General features: G+C 71.2%; 15 protein-coding genes and 1 pseudogene. 6 read left to right on the top strand and 10 right to left on the bottom strand.

What is annotated here, in order from left to right:
• Nucleotides 1-212: 212 nt before the first annotated feature.
• The gene (locus ACFY0O_RS01080) at nt 213-1,139 is read right to left on the bottom strand and encodes a LysR family transcriptional regulator (protein WP_388941125.1); all 927 of its coding nucleotides are present in this window, start codon (nt 1,137-1,139) and stop codon (nt 213-215) included.
• A 146-nt stretch (nt 1,140-1,285) separates the two neighbouring features.
• Between ACFY0O_RS01080 and ACFY0O_RS01075 the strand changes: the two genes are divergently transcribed.
• Nucleotides 1,286-2,128, top strand: a complete 843-nt coding sequence (locus tag ACFY0O_RS01075; protein WP_388941122.1) for an inositol monophosphatase family protein — start codon at nt 1,286-1,288, stop codon at nt 2,126-2,128.
• A gap of 46 nt (nt 2,129-2,174) precedes the next feature.
• Entirely contained in the window at nt 2,175-2,771 is a 597-nt protein-coding gene (locus ACFY0O_RS01070) for an NADPH-dependent F420 reductase (protein WP_388941120.1), read from the top strand.
• 243 nt (nt 2,772-3,014) lie between these two features.
• On the opposite strand, the gene ACFY0O_RS01065 is transcribed toward ACFY0O_RS01070, so the two are convergent.
• The 3 genes and pseudogenes from ACFY0O_RS01065 to ACFY0O_RS01055 form a co-directional block, all read right to left on the bottom strand.
• Nucleotides 3,015-3,380 (bottom strand): hypothetical protein, encoded by a 366-nt coding sequence (locus ACFY0O_RS01065; RefSeq protein WP_388941117.1) that lies wholly within the window; start codon nt 3,378-3,380, stop codon nt 3,015-3,017.
• Nucleotides 3,381-3,611: 231 nt separating this feature from the next.
• Nucleotides 3,612-5,260: pseudogene (locus ACFY0O_RS01060) on the bottom strand (purine-cytosine permease family protein).
• 205 nt (nt 5,261-5,465) lie between these two features.
• Nucleotides 5,466-5,927 carry a hypothetical protein gene (locus ACFY0O_RS01055; protein ID WP_388941114.1) on the bottom strand — a complete coding sequence of 154 codons (462 nt, stop codon included), beginning with the start codon at nt 5,925-5,927 and terminating at the stop codon, nt 5,466-5,468.
• A gap of 109 nt (nt 5,928-6,036) precedes the next feature.
• Here ACFY0O_RS01055 and ACFY0O_RS01050 point away from each other — a divergent pair, with 109 nt between their 5' ends.
• Nucleotides 6,037-6,597 carry a DUF6817 domain-containing protein gene (locus tag ACFY0O_RS01050; RefSeq protein ID WP_388941111.1) on the top strand — a complete coding sequence of 187 codons (561 nt, stop codon included), beginning with the start codon at nt 6,037-6,039 and terminating at the stop codon, nt 6,595-6,597.
• 192 nt (nt 6,598-6,789) lie between these two features.
• Here ACFY0O_RS01050 and ACFY0O_RS01045 read toward each other — a convergent pair whose 3' ends face one another.
• Together ACFY0O_RS01045 and ACFY0O_RS01040 are read right to left on the bottom strand one after the other, a co-directional pair.
• Nucleotides 6,790-7,443, bottom strand: a complete 654-nt coding sequence (locus ACFY0O_RS01045) for a hypothetical protein (RefSeq protein ID WP_388941109.1) — start codon at nt 7,441-7,443, stop codon at nt 6,790-6,792.
• Between the two features lie 1,378 nt (nt 7,444-8,821).
• Nucleotides 8,822-9,697, bottom strand: coding sequence for a DUF4253 domain-containing protein (locus tag ACFY0O_RS01040; protein WP_388941107.1), 876 nt, complete (start codon nt 9,695-9,697; stop codon nt 8,822-8,824).
• Between the two features lie 234 nt (nt 9,698-9,931).
• Between ACFY0O_RS01040 and ACFY0O_RS01035 the strand changes: the two genes are divergently transcribed.
• The 3 genes from ACFY0O_RS01035 (at nt 9,932) to ACFY0O_RS01025 (ending at nt 12,121) form a co-directional block, all read left to right on the top strand.
• The gene (locus ACFY0O_RS01035; protein ID WP_388941104.1) at nt 9,932-10,576 is read left to right on the top strand and encodes a LysE family translocator; all 645 of its coding nucleotides are present in this window, start codon (nt 9,932-9,934) and stop codon (nt 10,574-10,576) included.
• A gap of 112 nt (nt 10,577-10,688) precedes the next feature.
• On the top strand, nt 10,689-11,228 hold the full coding sequence (locus tag ACFY0O_RS01030; protein ID WP_388941101.1) for a DM13 domain-containing protein: 540 nt from the start codon (nt 10,689-10,691) through the stop codon (nt 11,226-11,228).
• Between the two features lie 50 nt (nt 11,229-11,278).
• Nucleotides 11,279-12,121 (top strand): hypothetical protein, encoded by an 843-nt coding sequence (locus ACFY0O_RS01025; protein ID WP_388941098.1) that lies wholly within the window; start codon nt 11,279-11,281, stop codon nt 12,119-12,121.
• Nucleotides 12,122-12,223: 102 nt separating this feature from the next.
• Here the strand turns inward: ACFY0O_RS01025 and ppk2 are convergent, their stop codons facing one another.
• From ppk2 to ACFY0O_RS01005, 4 genes are all read right to left on the bottom strand, one after another.
• Nucleotides 12,224-13,270 carry a polyphosphate kinase 2 gene (gene ppk2 / locus ACFY0O_RS01020; protein ID WP_388941095.1) on the bottom strand — a complete coding sequence of 349 codons (1,047 nt, stop codon included), beginning with the start codon at nt 13,268-13,270 and terminating at the stop codon, nt 12,224-12,226.
• Between the two features lie 9 nt (nt 13,271-13,279).
• Nucleotides 13,280-13,498, bottom strand: a complete 219-nt coding sequence (locus tag ACFY0O_RS01015; protein WP_388941092.1) for a hypothetical protein — start codon at nt 13,496-13,498, stop codon at nt 13,280-13,282.
• Between the two features lie 897 nt (nt 13,499-14,395).
• Nucleotides 14,396-14,623 (bottom strand): hypothetical protein, encoded by a 228-nt coding sequence (locus tag ACFY0O_RS01010; RefSeq protein WP_388941090.1) that lies wholly within the window; start codon nt 14,621-14,623, stop codon nt 14,396-14,398.
• 218 nt (nt 14,624-14,841) lie between these two features.
• The gene (locus ACFY0O_RS01005; protein ID WP_388941088.1) at nt 14,842-15,792 is read right to left on the bottom strand and encodes a helix-turn-helix domain-containing protein; all 951 of its coding nucleotides are present in this window, start codon (nt 15,790-15,792) and stop codon (nt 14,842-14,844) included.
• Nucleotides 15,793-15,812 lie beyond the last annotated feature (20 nt).

Genomic DNA, 15,812 nt, shown 5'->3' with positions numbered 1-15,812 from the left:
CAGCTCGGCCGGCAGGCGCGACTCGCGGCGGAACACCTGGTGGATCATCGCCATCTCGCGGGTGTAGGGGTGGACGGTGGGGCCGGAAACATCTTGGGTGGTCATGCCAGCCAGTCTTCGGAGCCGCATTGCCGACCGCTTGCAACCCACTTGCCGCACCCGTCCGCGCACCGGCCCGCGGAGGGCGGCTGCCGTCCAGGCCCGGCGCCGGGTCAGGGCGGACCGGGACGACCCGGCGCGGCGGTGGCCGAAGCCAGTGCGTCGCGTGCCAGCCCGCGCAGCCAGGCATGAGCGCTGTCGGTGTCGTACCGCTGATGCCATGACAGGTACACGGGCGCCGACGGCAGTTCGAGGGGCAGCGGGAGGACGACCAGGCCCAGGTCGGCGACCGCGGAGCGGGTGGCGGCTTCGGGGACGCTGATCACCAGGTCGCAGTCGCGCGCGAACGCGAACGCGGCTGCTTCCGTGGGTGCCGTCGCCACCACGCGGCGGCTCAGGCCCAGCGGGGCGAGGGCCTTGTCGAGGGCGTTGTCGAGGTTTCCGCGTCGTGAGACGGTGACGTGCTCGGCTGCGGCGTACTGCCGCGCGGTGAGGGTCCCGGCGCGCGCGAGGGGGTGGCCCCGCCTCACGACGACGACCAGGCGGGTCTCGCCCGCGTTCTCGGTACGGATGTCCGGCGCGCTGGGACGGTGGGCGTTCGCCTCCAAGTCGACCTCCCCGCGCCGCAGTTCAGGTGTGTCGACACTCGATTCCCCGATGAAGCACAGCCGCACGCCGGGCGCCTGTGCGCGCACGGACGTGAGCAGCGCGGGTCCGCTCAGGGCGACCAGGGAGTCGTGCCAGCGCAGCGTGAACGTGCGCTCCAGCGTGGCCAGATCGAGTTCACGGCTCGGCGCGAGGACCCCCTGGACCTGGTGCAGGAGCTCGTGCACCTGGGCGCGCACGGCGATCGCGTACGGCGTCGGGGTCATCGTGCGGCCGGTGCGCACCAGGATCTGGTCCCCGGTCGTGCGCCGGAGCCGGCCCAGGCTCCGGCTCATCGCGGGGGCGGTGACATGCAGGCGCGCGGCCGCCCCGGCCACACTGCCCTCCTCCAGCAGCGCGTCGAGGGCGGTGAGCAGGTTCAAATCCAATTGCATGCCAGTAAGCCTAGACGTGCCTGACATGCAGTTGAAGTCAACTCTGGGACTCCATACCGTTGAGGCACGAGCGCACGACGCAACACCCGGCTCGACCCGGACGCGTCACCCGTCCCACCCCACCCCTCCCGGTCAGGAGCACCGCCATGCCCGAAACACCGCAGACCACCGCCACCGCCGCTGCCTTCACCGCCGCCGCTTCTGACGCCGACGTGCTGGCCCAGACCGTGATCGCCGTGCAGGCGGCCGGTTCGGCGCTGCGCGAGCGCTTCGGCGAGGTGGTCCGCTACGAGACCCGGGAGCAGCTGATGCGCGCGCTCGCCGCCAACGACGACCTGGCCCTCGACATCCTGCGCCCGCGCCTCACACGGCTGCGCCCGGAAGCCGGCTGGGTGGAGGACGAACTCGACGGCGGAGCACTGCCCGCCGGCGAATGGTGGGTCGTCGACCCGGCCGAAGGCAACGTCAACCACCTGCACGCCCTGCCGGAATGGGCGGTCACCGCCACCCTCGTACGCGACAACCAGCCGCTGCTCACCGTGGTCCACCTCCCCTTGACCGGCGAGACCTACACCGCGCTCGCCGGAGCGGGCGCCCACCTCGACGGACGGCCGCTGCACGTCTCGCGGACCGCCGACCTCGGCCTGGGCATCGTCGCCACCAGCCAGGCCAGGCCCGATGAAGACGAGGAGGTCGTGCGGCGCGTCGGCGCCTCGATCACCGAGATGCTCTTCGACGCCCTCGTCGTGCGGACCGCGGTCCCCGCTACCCTGCACCTGGCGAACGTGGCCGCCGGCAGGACCGACGTCTTCTGGCAGTTCGCCGGAGCCCGCGCGGACCTGCTTCCCGGGACGCTGCTCGTCCGGGAGGCCGGCGGACGGATCTCCGACGCCGAAGGCCGTCCCTGGACCCCGCAGAGCCACAGCTTCCTCGCTGCCGCACCCGGCGTCCACGCCCAAGCCGTATCGACCCTCTCCCGCCGACCCTGACGCCAACAGCCCACCCACCCGAGAAGCCGACAGGAGACGAATAGCCATGACCGACATCGCAGTTCTGGGAAACGGCCGCGTCGGCGCCAACCTGGCCGCCGCCCTGACCCGAGCAGGGCACCGGATCACCGTGGCGGGCCGCAGGACGGGCGCCGCCGCCGACGCCGCACGCGGCGCCCGCATCGTCATCAACGCGACACCGGGCGCCGGCTCACTGGAACGTCTCACCGCCCTACGAGAGGAACTGCGGGGCAAGATCCTCATCGACGTGTCCAATGCCACCACCGACGGCCCCGACGGCCTGCCCGCACACCTCCTCTACCCCGGCTCCAGCCTCGCCGAGCGGCTACAGGAGGCGCTCCCCGAAACCCATGTCGTCAAGACGCTCAACACCATGCTCTTCCCGGTGATGACCGCGCCCGCCATCCTCACCCACCCGCCCACCGCCTTCCTCTCCGGCGAAGACCCCAAGGCCAAGCAGACCGTCCACGACCTGCTCACCGACCTCGGCTGGAGGAAGCAGTGGATCAGCGACCTCGGCGGGATCCGGACCGCCCGCGCCACGGAGGCCGCGATCCTGTTCGTGCCGCCCGTGATCCGCTCCAGCGGACTGGCACCCTTCGCCCTCTCCCTCGCCCGCTGACCCCGCACCCGCACCGCAGGCGGCCGTCCGGGAATTTCCCCGCGAGATCGAGGCGCGCGCTCCGCCGCCCGGGCCCCCGCGTTCAACGCGGGCGGGGTCTGGTACCTGCACCAGACCCTCCAGCCAGGCGACCTGGTTCACCCAGCGCACGTTCTGAACCGGTGACGGCAGGCTCCCACGACGGGAACGTCCGCCGCGGGGGCCTGCCCGTGTCCACGGGCCGGCTCATGTCGGGCAGGCTGTCTACCGGGGCAGACGTGATTTCGGCCGGGGTGCGGCGTCGAGGAGGGCCCACCAGGCGTGCCCGTCGTGGTCGGCGTGGGTCCCGCAGGCGTCGACGGTGCGCAGCAGCGCCACCTCCTGTGGCATCCCCGTGCTCGCCTCGCCGGCCTGGTGGTTGAGGGCCAGGACGAGGACCTTGGCGTCCTGGTCGGCGAGGTGGACGCTGACACGTTTCCCGCCGGCCGCGACCGCGGCCTCGACCAGGCCGTGGACGGCCTTGAGGAAGTCGTGTTCGTCCAGGAGCGGATAGTGCCACTCGGCGACCGCGAGCGCCGCCTGCCCGGCGGCCTTCCGCGGCGCCCACTGATCCGCCCTGAACGTCAGCACCCTCGCCCGCCGCCCGGTGGCAGACGCCGGCTGCGTCACCGGCTGCGGCCGCGGAGCCTCGACGGGCTTCTTCTGCGGCGGAGATTTCGGAGGAAAATGCGGCCGAACCTTTGGACCCCTGGTTTCCACAACCTCACTCATACCGCACCACGCTACGCCGCTCGACCCCCCGCGCGCACCGTTCGTCACCCGCGCCGCCCCGCAACGCAGTCGAGGCCGGAGCATCCGCCTCTACACGGCGGCCGGCAGGACGTGTTCGCCGGTCTTGTCGGTGCTCAGGCACAGGGAACAGACGACCGCGGCATGGGCGACGCAGGCCGCGAGGTCGGGGCGCTCGTAGGGCTGATGGCAGACGTGACAGTCCAGGGTGACCGAGCTCGGGTTGCCGTCGACGTCCAGCAGGGGCTCGGCGATGCCGTCGTCGGCGCGGCGCAGGTAGTAACGGCCCTTGGTGACGACCGCCGCCAGCGGGGTGACGACGAAGGCGATGAGGGCCGCCGCCACGGGCGAGTACGGCTGGAGGCTGTCTCCGAAGAGGTGGAAATACAGGGCGATCGACAGGCCGGAGGCGGAGACGAAGGACACGACGCCGACCGGATTGACGGCGTGGAGCATGCCCCGGCGGAACTCCGGCTGGAGCGGGGACAGTTTCAGCACGTACTTGTTGATGCCGATGTCGGTGGCGACGGTGACCACCCAGGCGATCGCGCAGTTCGAGTAGAAGCCCAGGACGCCGCCCAGGAAGCTGAACATGTCCGCTTCCATCAGGGCCAGTGCGAAGCCGAGGTTGACCAGGACGAAGACCATGCGGCCGGGGTAGTGGCGGGTGACGCGGGTGAAGGCGTTCGTCCAGGCCAGCGAGCCGGAGTAGGCGTTCGTCACGTTGATCTTGATCTGGCTGATGACCACCAGGACCACGGCCAGCGGGACGACGGCCCAGGGCGGCATCATGGCGTCGAAGGCGCCGCGGAACTGCCGGATGGGCTCGGGCGCGGCGGCCGGTCCGGCCTCGGCGAGGACGTAGACGGCGAGGAAGACGCCGATGGCCTGCTTGAGCGCGCCGAGCAGCACCCACCCGGGACCGGCCAGGACCACCGCGGTCCACCAGGCGCGCCTGTTCGCCTCGGTCCTGGGCGGCATGAAGCGCAGGTAGTCGATCTGTTCGCCGATCTGCGCGATCAGGGACAGGCACACGCCCGCTCCGAGCATGACGGAGGCGGTGCTGACGGCGCCGTCGCCGTCCGTACCGGCGTAGGACAGGAACCGTCCGACCGTGCCGGGGTCCTCGGCGACCAGGTACACCAGCGGGCCGACCATGAGCAGCAGCCAGATCGGGGTGGTCCACACCTGGAGTCTGCTGAGCGCCTTCATGCCGTACACGACCAGCGGGATCACCATGAGGGTGGAGACGGCGTAGCCCAGCCACAGCGGCAGCCCGAGACCGAGCTGGAGGCCCTGGGCCATGATCGAGCCTTCGAGGGCGAAGAAGATGAAGGTGAAACTGGCGAAGATGACGCTGGTGAGGACCGAGCCGTAGTACCCGAAACCGGAGCCGCGCGTGATGAGGTCGAGGTCGATGTTGTAGCGCGCGCCGTAATGGGCCAGGGGGAAGCCGGTGACGAAGATGACGACCGCGGCGACGGCGATGGCCACGAGGGCGTTGCCGTGCCGTGGGCCAGCCCGATGCCGGCGCCGATGGAGAAGTCGGCCATGTAGGCGATGCCGCCGAGGGCCGTGGTGGCCACGACCATGGGCGTCCAGCGGCGGTAACTGCGGGGTGCGAAACGGAGGGTGTAGTCCTCCAGCGTCTCCTCGACCGCCTGGTCGGGAGCTGTCCTCGCCGTGTCCGGCACGGCCTGGGGTGACTCGGTGGTGCTCATGGAGACGCCTCCCGGTGGGGGTGGTTGCCAGCGCTGCGCTGCGGTCGGCCACGCTAGGAAGCGGTTGTTACCCCGGGCGCGCGGGGCGGTGAACACCATGTTGCCGGGGCCGGCCCGCCTGCGCGCGCACGGCGCCCAGCAAGCACAGAACGGAACGGTGAGAGCCCGCTCCACCTGACAAGCCCCCGATCGCCGACCCCGCCCGTCAGTCGTAGAAGAAGAGCTCAAGGTCCTCGATGGACCCCGGCCCGGTGAGGAAACCCTCAGCCTTCGCGATCTCGCCCTCTGGTGGCCGTACGCCCTTCAGGAGCTGCTGCATCCAGATCTCGCCCTGCTCCCCGACCGCATAGATGGCCGACAGCAGCTCGGCCATGCCGGCGGGGTGTGAAGGGCTCCGCCCGACGACCGGTTGGAGCACCCAGCCACCTGACCGGGCCGCGAGCCGCAGCACCCCGGCCCAGTTCGCGATCCTCCCGATGCGCACATGCCACGAGTCCTCGGTGAACGGGGCCATCCGCCCACCGTGGAGAGGGTTCGTGGCGGCAGCGATGTCCTTGATGACCTGCCGTTCCACGGCGTCACGGACCCAGCGCCCTTCCTGCGCTTCTTCGATGGCGGCCTCCCACCACGCCCAGCCACCGTCGAGTCGATCCGCGAATGTGTCCATGCGGACAGACTTCCATGCGCCGTGCCGCGAGCATTCAGGGGGCGCCGTCGCGGTGTCCGCATGCCGGTCCGGGTGTACGTCGGCACGGGGACCTCGTCATCATGGGTTCATGATGCACAGCGACGACCAGCTCCCCGACTCGCCGGCGATAACCCTGCTCAAGGAGCTGGGAGCGGAGACGGCCAAGCACTCCGGGGGCACGCTCCTGACCCACCTGCTGCGCGTGGAGGCGATGCTCGCCGAGTGGGGTGCGCGGCCCGCACTGCAGACCGCAGCACTGTGTCACGCCTTCTACGGCACCGACGGGCTACCGCTGGTACTCCTGGAGCTGTCCGAGCGGGATCGCCTGGCCGCGGCGATTGGAAGGGAGGCGGAGGAGCTCGTGTACTTCTACGCCAGCTGCGACCGCAAGGCCTCCTACCCCAGCCTCGCCGCGCCGGAGGGGGAGCCGGTGACCTTCCGGGACCGCTTCACCGGTGAGGAGTTCACACCGTCCCTGCGGCAGCGTCGCGACTTCGCCGAGCTCACGGTGGCCAACGAACTGGACCTGGCCAAGGTGAACGAGTCCTTCCGCGAGCGCAACGGGGCGGGCCTGCTCCAGTTGTTCACGCGTTGGGCGCCCCTCCTGTCGGAAGCGGCCCGCCGGGAGGTGACCGCGGTCCTCGGCTGAGACCGACCGACCTCGCACCGGCCTTCACGACGCGTGCCCTCGTCCCGGTCTGCTACGGGTCGGCGCCCCGCCGCGCTTCGTCCGGAACCGCGCGGTGCGCACGACACGCGGGCGGTTTCAAGAGTCGGGGTGTCAGCACTCCTCGCCGCGCCGCACTCACCGACCTGGCCGGCGTTCGACCCGCCCGACGCGCTACTTCGCGAAGCGCCAGGTGACGTCGAGCTTGCTCTTGTCGAGCGGGGCGAGTGCCTTGAACGCCCCCGGGGTGAGGTCGAGACCGTGTCGGCCCGCTCCGGGAGCCTCGTCGAGGACAGTCGCCGTGACGGACTTCCCCTTGTAGGTGATGACGACCTTGCGCCCGCAGTTGCTCGACGGGTACCCGGGCCCGAACATGGTGGGGTCGAGCGCGACGGCGAGGTCGCTCTCCTTGATCACCTTCCCGCACGCACCCAGGCCGGGGGAGTAGAAGGTCGCGGAGCCCTTGTAGGTCTCACCCGGCTTGTCCGGCTGAGGGGAGGGAGTCGTGGTCTTGCCCGGCAGCGGGCTGCCCGACGGAGCGGGCGTCTTACTCGGCCTCGGCGGCGGCGCCGTCGTACCGCCCGCTTGCGGAGCCAGTGTGGAGCCGACCGGCTCCGCCACCGCGGTGGCGTTCGGCTCCGCCGCGACGGTGGCGTCCGGATCCGCCACCACCGTGGCCGCCGGCTTTGCGGCGACCGTCGCGGCCTCGGCCGCGACGGCGACGTCGGCGGTCTCCGAAGCGGAGGCGGTGGCGACGGTGATCACGGCGCCGGAGCCGGCGGCGAGCACGGTAACCGCGATGGCGGCCGTGGCGATTCTCGCTTTCATCGTTTTCTCTCTCTGAAGTATCGCGTTCCAGGGCTGCTTCGCGGGAAGTCATCGACGGTGCGCCCCTGTGCACGGTCGCGTGCGCACCACGTCCTTGCACGTCAACGGAATCGTCCGGGGACCAAGGACTGCGGCGTCCAGTGGTGCTCTGACCGGTAGCCGCGCATCTCGTGTCGTGCCGGCACGTCCGTCATCCTGGGCCATGACGACACGTGGGAAAGCTGCGGTAGGACACCTTGCCCCGGTACCGGTGGTCCGCCGTGGCCGGCCGTGGACAGGCCTTGTCCGCGGCATCCGAGCCGAGGGGACGTGCCCGTGTCGGACCAGGCTTTCCGGCTGTAGCCGATGCCTCGGGGCCATTCCCTTACCCCGTACTGCGTCGGTGGGGCAGGGGACGGTGCGAGCAGATGTCGCGAAGTCCCTGGAGCCGGGATCGGCTGCCTGAGCCGAGGGCGCCGGCGCGATGCTCACGCATATCGCGGTCAGGGCGGCCGCGATGCCGCTTCGGATGCTCATCAGGGAACTCTCTCTCCCCCGGCGGCTGCCGGAGCCGTGCTGTGCGTGTGCCTTCAGCCAACCGGCGGCAGCGTGCGCAGACCATGCAGTTCCACCCGCAAAACTCAGACCGGACTACTTTTGCGGGCCCCACCCCGCCAGCCGGTGCAGCTCGCCGGTGCTGGCGGGGAGCCTGGCCGAGGTGGACCAGTACATGTGCGGCTTTGGTGCAACCGGTCGGCGACCCACAGCGCTGCGGGCGGGGGGTGGGGATGCGATGGAGCAGAGCAGGGTGTGACGGTGCTGTTCAAGGTGGACGCGGAGCGCATGCGCGATGCGAGGAAGCCTTGGACCGTCGTAGCGAGCGGGGCTCCGTTTCGGGATGATCTCTTGGTCCGCGCGGATCGAGCTTCCCGAAGGGGCATGGTGGGACTGGGACATCGTCGCCTGGGGCCGCCGCCTTGCAGGATCCTGTGTTTCGTGCGCCGACGCCTGACGAGGTCCGGCTCATCGCACGTCAGGTCGGCGAGGCCCCCCCCCGTACTGGTTGCCTTCGAGGCCGACGCAGGCGGCCCGAGCCTCGCTTCCGGCCTGGTCGCGGCTGGGCAGCTCGACATCGTCCAGGGAACCGTCTTCCGCTACTGGCGCGAGAACCTCACGGCCGGGGAACGTCTGGCTCCCTGGGTGAAACCTCCGGCTTGACCGGCTCGTTCGAGTGCGGCCGTGACCTACGGGCGCGTAAGGCGGGCGGCCCTGGTCGGCGTGGGGACCAGCTTGAGCCAGGCCGACGCCCTACGGGCCACCGCCAAGCCCAACGGCAACCGCGCGCTCACCGCGTACTCGTTTATCGGCGCTCGCGGACAGACGACCCGTCGGTGACGGATCAGTCCCACCAGAAGTCCCAGCCGCGGGCGCCGATGATCCGCCCGGCGTACGCGCTGAGCGTGTTCGGCCGGCAGCCCTGCCAGACGTTGTCGGGGCAGACGGCGAAGTGCTCGGCCGCGACCAGGAGGGCGTCTTCCTCGTTCATCGGCGGCGCGGCGACGCTGAGGTGCACGGTGGAGAAGCCGGCTGCCACGACACGGGCGCCGAACCGGTGCTCCCAGTCGCGGATGACCGCGGAGAACTTGGCGGTGTCGTTGTCGTAGTTGAGAGGTCCGCACCAGCCCGCGACCGCGAGGGCCTCGGCGCCGGACGCAGCCGCGACGAGTCCCAGCCGGGACCACGGCCGGCCGGCGAGGAACACCTGCGCGTACTCGGCCGCCAGTTCATCGGGATCGCTCGTGGCCGACCGCGCGGGGGCGGTGCCCGGCCAGTCCTGCCCGAAGGGGGCCGTGACGGCGAGACGTCTCTTGGCGGAGAGCATGGCGTCCTCATCGACGGCGGTGTACGTCGCCCACCACTGCTCCAGGAGACCGGCGGGGGAGTGGCTCGCCGGAGAGGACATCCGCTCCGGCATGAGCTCGCCCGAGCCCCACGGCCGGAACTCGTCGTCCTCCGGATCCAGCGCGTCGAGCAGCAACGGCCACAGGCCGGAGCGGGAGTGCTCGGCATGCACCCGGGCCCACAGTCCAGCAGTGGCCGGCCGATCGCTGCACCACAGCGGCTGCACGTCTCCATGACCTTCGTCGGATGTGATCATTCGTCCGGGTGGGAGCGGGGTGTCGAGGTCGTCAGCCACGGCCGGCGCCCGGATGAGGGCGTCGCGGAAGTCGGCTGCGCTGTCGTCGTCGAACGGGCCGACGTTCCAAGTCCCCACGTTTCCCCCCGGTTCTGGTGCTCTGACCGTCGCATCCTGACAGAGACCACTGACAGCGCCGGTCTGCCTTCCGGCCGCATCGTCCCGGGGTGCCTGAAGGCCGCGCATTGCCGACACGTACTCTGCAAGCGTGCGTCGGGTGATCCTGATGCGTCAGGCGAGGCCCTGGGGCGCCGTGGGCGGCTCCCACGCTCTGAGGTGTCGGTGCCTCAGGAACGACCAGGAGGTTGACCGGTGATCACCCTGACCGCGGCGGGCGGGGTTGCCCTGGTTGAACTGGGCATGGCCCTCACGCCGGGACCGAACATGATCCACCTAGCCTCCCGCGCCATCACCCAGGGCCGCAGGGCGGGCATCGTCAGCCTCAGCGGGACCGCCGTCGGGTTCCTGTGCTACCTGGTGGCGGCGGCTGCCGGCCTGTCCGCCCTGTTCGCCGCGGTGCCGGTGGCGTTCACCGTGGTCAAGCTCGCCGGGGCCGCCTACCTGGCCTACCTCGCCTGGGAGATGCTCAAGCCAGGCGGCCGCTCGCCGTTCACCCCCCGGCACGACCTGCCCCCGGTCTCCGACGCCCGCCTGTTCTCGATGGGGCTGCTGACCAACCTGCTCAACCCCAAGATCGCCCTGATGTACGCCGCACTGCTGCCCCAGTTCCTGGACCCGCAGGCAGGCCCGCCCTGGGCGCAGCTGCTCCAACTGGGCGGCGTGCAGATCGTCGTGGGCATCGCCGTGAACGCACTGATCATGCTGGGCGCGGCACGCGTCTCAGGGTTCCTGGCCACCCGGCCCCGCGTCATGGCCGCCCAGCGATTCGCCGCAGGCGGCCTGCTCGGCGCCTTCGCCGTGCGCACCGCGCTGTCCCAGACCCCCGCCGCCCCTTGACCGCTCGTGCCGTGCGGCACCCGTAAGACTTTCGTCACCAGGTCAGAGCTGGTGACAGCCGTCGCGGCCGCGTTGAATGACGGGTGACGGACCGGCGACGAAAGGCAGTTCAGTGACGGAGACGAAGCGACGAGGACGGCTGCGGGCCACGCCGGCGACCGCGGCCGCGCTGGTACTGGGCCTCGGCGCGTACTGGTTCCAGCCGTGGAAGCTGTGGCAGGACGCGACCGTCCACGAGGCCCTCCCCACGACCTCCGCCCAGGGACCCGCGCCCCCGTCCTCGGCGCTGCCTCCCGGCCCCCAGACCCTGGCCCGGGGCACGCTGATCAGCCACGAGCACACCACGACGGGCACTGTGGAGCTGATCCGGCTCCCCGACGGCTCCCGCACCCTGCGGCTGGAGGACCTCGACACCAGCAACGGCCCGGACCTGCGCGTCTGGCTCACCGACGCCCCGGTGAAGGAAGGGGTGGCCGGGTGGTCCGTCTTCGACGACGGCAAGCACACCAGCCTGGGCAGGCTCAAGGGCAACAAGGGCGACCAGAACTACGAGATCCCCACCGACGTGAACCTGGCCGACTATCGCAGCGTCACCATCTGGTGCGACCGCTTCGACGTGTCCTTCGGCGCGGCCGCCCTCACCGCAGCCTGACCCGCCACCGGCCCGGCCGCACGCAGGGGACAGCCCGGTAGGGTCGGTCCATGTGTACGGCCGACCACGACCGCATCGCCCTCGACCTCCTCGACGCCCACCTGGAAGACCTGTGGCGGGCGGCCGTCGAACTCCAGAGGGGCAACCGGGCCGTCGTCCCCCGGGCGCCGCGCGAGCTCGCCGACGCCGCCGCGGACGGCGCGGCCACGGCGCTCCTGCGATGGGGGTACGGGCAGTTGGACGGCATCCCCCGCGCGCCGGCCGAGGTGTTCGCCCGGAGGGTCGGCGACACGGTCATGGAGCTCCGTCGCCGCCGCAGCCCCTGGAACGCGGCGGCCCTGCGCCTGCTGGCGGACCCGTACGTCTTCCTCGCCACGGGCCCGCGCCGACACGAGGACTGGGCCGAGGACGTGATCGCCCTGATGCACCGGAAGGTCCCGGACCCGCGTGGCTGGCTGCGGATCGACCCCGACCGCACCAGCGATGCCGGCCACGCCGTGCCGGCGTACCCCTTCGAGCCGCCGCCCGCCGCCGGGTTCCAGGACCGCCTGCACGAGCTGGAGCCGGCGGGGGCCGTCACCGCGCTCGCCGTCATGGCGGAGGAATGGGACGGCGACCGGCCCGTGAGGCACCGGCCGGATCGTGACGCCCTGCTGGACGCGGCACGGCTCCTGCTGGAGCGGTACGGGCCGGACGCCCGGTTCTGGACGAACGCCCGGGACGCGGCATCGGACCCCGCCCGGGACTTCGTCCGCGCCGGCCTCAAGGGCACGAGGGCCCACCGGTTCCTCACCGACGCGTACGTCAACGGCCTCGACCTCCACGAAGAGCTGGGCGTCGTGGCCGTGTCCGGTGACGAGGTCGGGGTCTTCTGGTCCATCGGCGCCCACTGACACGCCGCACGGCCGTACCGCGGGCCTCACTCCTCCGTGGGCCGCCCGCCCCCGTACGGTCCGAGCGGCACGCTGCGGTCCCCCGACCGTCAGCCGGCTCCCCTACACGTGGTCGAGGCCCCCATGCCGCTCGCCGGCCTCGTCGGCACGGCGCCCTGCGGCGAAGGTGCCGTCCTGGGGAAAACCGGGGTGTTGGCCCGGGCCGCCGGTCAGCTCGGCCAGCGGGGTGGGGGAAAGGGCAGCGGGATCTTCGCCGGTCTCCAGGAGGGTATCCGCGGCTCCCACGATCAAGGGATCCGGGCGGCCGACCGCCGCCTCGTCCTTGCTGGCGTAGTCGATGCGCCACAGCAGGCTGCGCATCGCCTCCAGGCGGGCGCGCCGCTTGTCGTTGCTCTTCACCACGGTCCAGGGTGCGTGGACGGTGTCGGTGGCACGGAACATCTCCACCTTGGCGGTGGTGTAGGCGTCCCACCGGTCCAGTGAGGCCAGGTCGGTGGATGAGAGCTTCCACTGGCGCACCGGGTCGACCTGACGGATGGCGAAACGGGTGCGCTGTTCGGCGCGGGAGACGGAGAACCAGAACTTCACCAGCACGATGCCGTCCTCGACGAGCATGGCCTCGAAGGCCGGACACTGGGCGAGGAACTGCCGGTACTGCTCGTCGGTGCAGAAGCCCATGACCTTCTCCACACCCGCCCGGTTGTACCAGGAGCGGTCGAAGAACACGATCTCCCCCGGCCCGGGAAGGTGGGCGACGTAGCGCTGGAAGTACCACTGCCCTGCCTCCCGCTCGCTGGGCTTGTCCAGGGCGACGATGCGGGCGCCGCGGGGGTTGAGGCGCTCGGTGAGACGCTGGATGGTCCCGCCCTTGCCCGCCGCGTCCCGGCCCTCGCAGATCACCACCACACGGGCACCGGTGTCCCTGACCCAGCGCTGCAGCTTCAGCAGCTCGATCTGCAGGATCCGCTTCGCCCGCTCGTAGTCGGCCCGCCGCAGCTTGTGATCGTAGGGGTAGTTCTCCCGCCAGGTACGGATCGGCTGTCCGCCACCGTCCAGCAGCACCGGCTGCTCGGGCCGGCTCGTATCCACGCTCAGGCCTGCGAGCAGCGCGTCCTGCCTCTCCTGCCCACGCTCTTTCCGTCCGCTCACGCCGGTCGCCTACCCGCCCTCCCGAGTCACTACCGTCTCCGGGGCCACAAGCTGGGCGGGGCGGACGCAGGAGTGCTCGACCTGCGCCGCGCCTGGGAGCCGGAGGAGTAGGAGCAGGCCGCAGCGGGGGCGGCCGGACCCCATCTCGACCATTCCGGCGTCGAGTGCGCCGAAGTCCCGCAGCCCCTCCTTGCGGAGGTTGAGATCCCGGTCCTGGAAGCGGCTCATGGAGTCGAGCCGGGCGAGGAGGGCACCGCGAGGACCTCGAAGCCCGCGACGACCTCGGAGCCGCCCTCAGGATCGGGGCGGTGGCGGCGGGGGCGCCGATCACGTAGGCCAGGAACGACATGCCCTGCCCGGCGCTGTGCGCGGCCAGGAGCCACGTCATCGTGCCCCACGTCGGCAGCGCCCCGGCGACGACCCCCTTGAACGCGTTCAATTGAACAAGTTCAAAATAGCCCGTCCCGCGGGTTCGCAACGGGCGGACTGGGCGGGGTCAACATGGCCTCCATCCCGCCGTGGCTGTGGGCCGGGGTCCAGCCCACAGGTACCCCGCCCATCCTGCCGGGCCTCAGGTGGCTCGACCATGTGCCGACCGCACCCGGTAAGGCCATGGAGCTCTTCATCACCGGTTGGTATCCCACCGAAACGGAACCCCCTCCCGCCGCCGCGATACCCGGCTCCGTCCCGCCGGTATTGGCCGACTTCTACCGCCTCGCCGAGAGGCGACCGGCGATCCTCGGAGGACAGAACGGATGGGCTTGGTCGATCCCCTGGGATCTCGAGGCCGCCGACGCCGCCCCGGAAGTCCGGCTCACCGAAGGGGACGAGCCGGCCCCCGAACAGGAGCCGCTGAGCACGTTCCTCCTGCAGTTCTCGCCGTACGAAGCCGCGATGGCCGCCTCATACCTGGCGTTCCCCATGCCCTCCCGAAGCAACCGCTGCCCCGGCTGGAGAGCTGTTCGCGCCGCGTGCCACTGCGACCGTTCATGTCTCCCGTCTCCCCGGTGGACTTCCTCGTCGGACCCGGCGTGATCGCCCACGTCACAGCGGGCTGGCCCGACGAAGACGAGGTCAATGCCGGCTGACCGGCTTCTCCTGGATCCGTCCGAGGGCCCGCTCCGCTCAGGCGATCCTCCGGCGCCCGGCCGCCTTCCGCGTTCTCACCCCGCTGACGACGAGCGCCAGCCCCACGGCGACGACGCCGAGGTAGGCGGTGGACGGAAGGTCGACGACCTTGTGCAGCCAGCCCCACTCCGTGCCGAAGAACGTCTGCGAGACGAAGCTGAGGGCCCCCTGGGCCCCTATGACGTAGCCGATGCTTTCGAGCGTGTATCCGATGGTTGTTCGCACGGGTCCAGCCTCTCGCGGACGGGGCCGTGAGAGCGTCCTTCGCAGGGCCGAAAGCACAGTAGACCGAAGGATGCAGTCGCGGCCCGATGCCGACTGGCGCACCCGGGCGCGATGGCCTACCCGGACCCGGGCCATGTGCCGGCCGTAGTGGTCCCGGTGGCGGCCTGGGACGTCGCTGCGGCATGAGTCCGGCGGGACGCGGGGCTCCGGAGGATGGGCTATGAGTCGTTGTCACCGCGGAAGGTGCGCCGGTACGTGTCCGGGGGCACGCCAACCGCGCGGCTGAAGTGCCGGCGCAGGGTGGTCGCCGTGCCCATGCCGGCGTGCACGGCGATCCGTTCGATGGGAGTGTCCGTGGTCTCCAGGAGCTCCTGCGCCCGCCTGATGCGCTGCACGTGCAGCCAGCGCAGCGGGGTGAGGCCGGTGTTCTGCTGGAAGACCCGCGCCAGGTGACGGGTGCTCATCCCCGCGCGGTCGGCAAGGTCCTGTACGGTCAACGGCTCGTGCAGCCGGTCGAGGATCCAGTCCTGCAGAGCGGTGAATCCGTCACCGCTTCGAGCCGGGACGGGCGCGGCGATGTACTGGGCCTGGCCACCGGCGCGGTGCGGCGGCACGACCAGGACGCGGGCGAGCGCGTTGGCGACTGCGGCGCCGTGGTCGAGGCGCACCAGGTGGAGGCTGAGGTCGAGGGCGGCGGCCTTGCCCGCGGCGGTGAGGATCTGCCCGTCGTGGGTGTAGAGGACATCGGCGTTGACGCGCACGTGCGGATAGCGCTCCGCGAGCCGGGCCGCGTGCAACCAGTGGGTGGCGGCCTCGCGCCCGTCCAGCAGTCCGGCGGCGGCGAGGACGAACGCGCCGGTGCACAGCGACGCGATACGGGCGCCGCGCCGGTGGGCGTCACGGAGCGCGTCCAGCAGTTCTCCGGGCGGATCGGCCTCGATGTCGTCGCAGGACGGCACGATCACGGTGTCGGCCCGGCCGATTATGTCGAGCCCGTGCGGGGTGTCGACGCGCAGCAGGCCGCCCAGCCGGGCGTCCCGCGGTCCGCAGACCGCGAACTCGTACCAGGGGTCGGCCAGGTGTACGCGGTCCTCGCCGAAGATCTCCATGGCGATGGCCGCCTCGAACAACATCGCCCCGTCGTACACCGGCATCGCCACCAACGTCATGTCCGAAAGTGTACGGGTGG

The organism is Streptomyces sp. NPDC001594 (assembly GCF_042893675.1).
Classification (GTDB): Bacteria; Actinomycetota; Actinomycetes; order Streptomycetales; family Streptomycetaceae; genus Streptomyces.
This window is presented reverse-complemented; position numbering and strand designations above follow the sequence as displayed.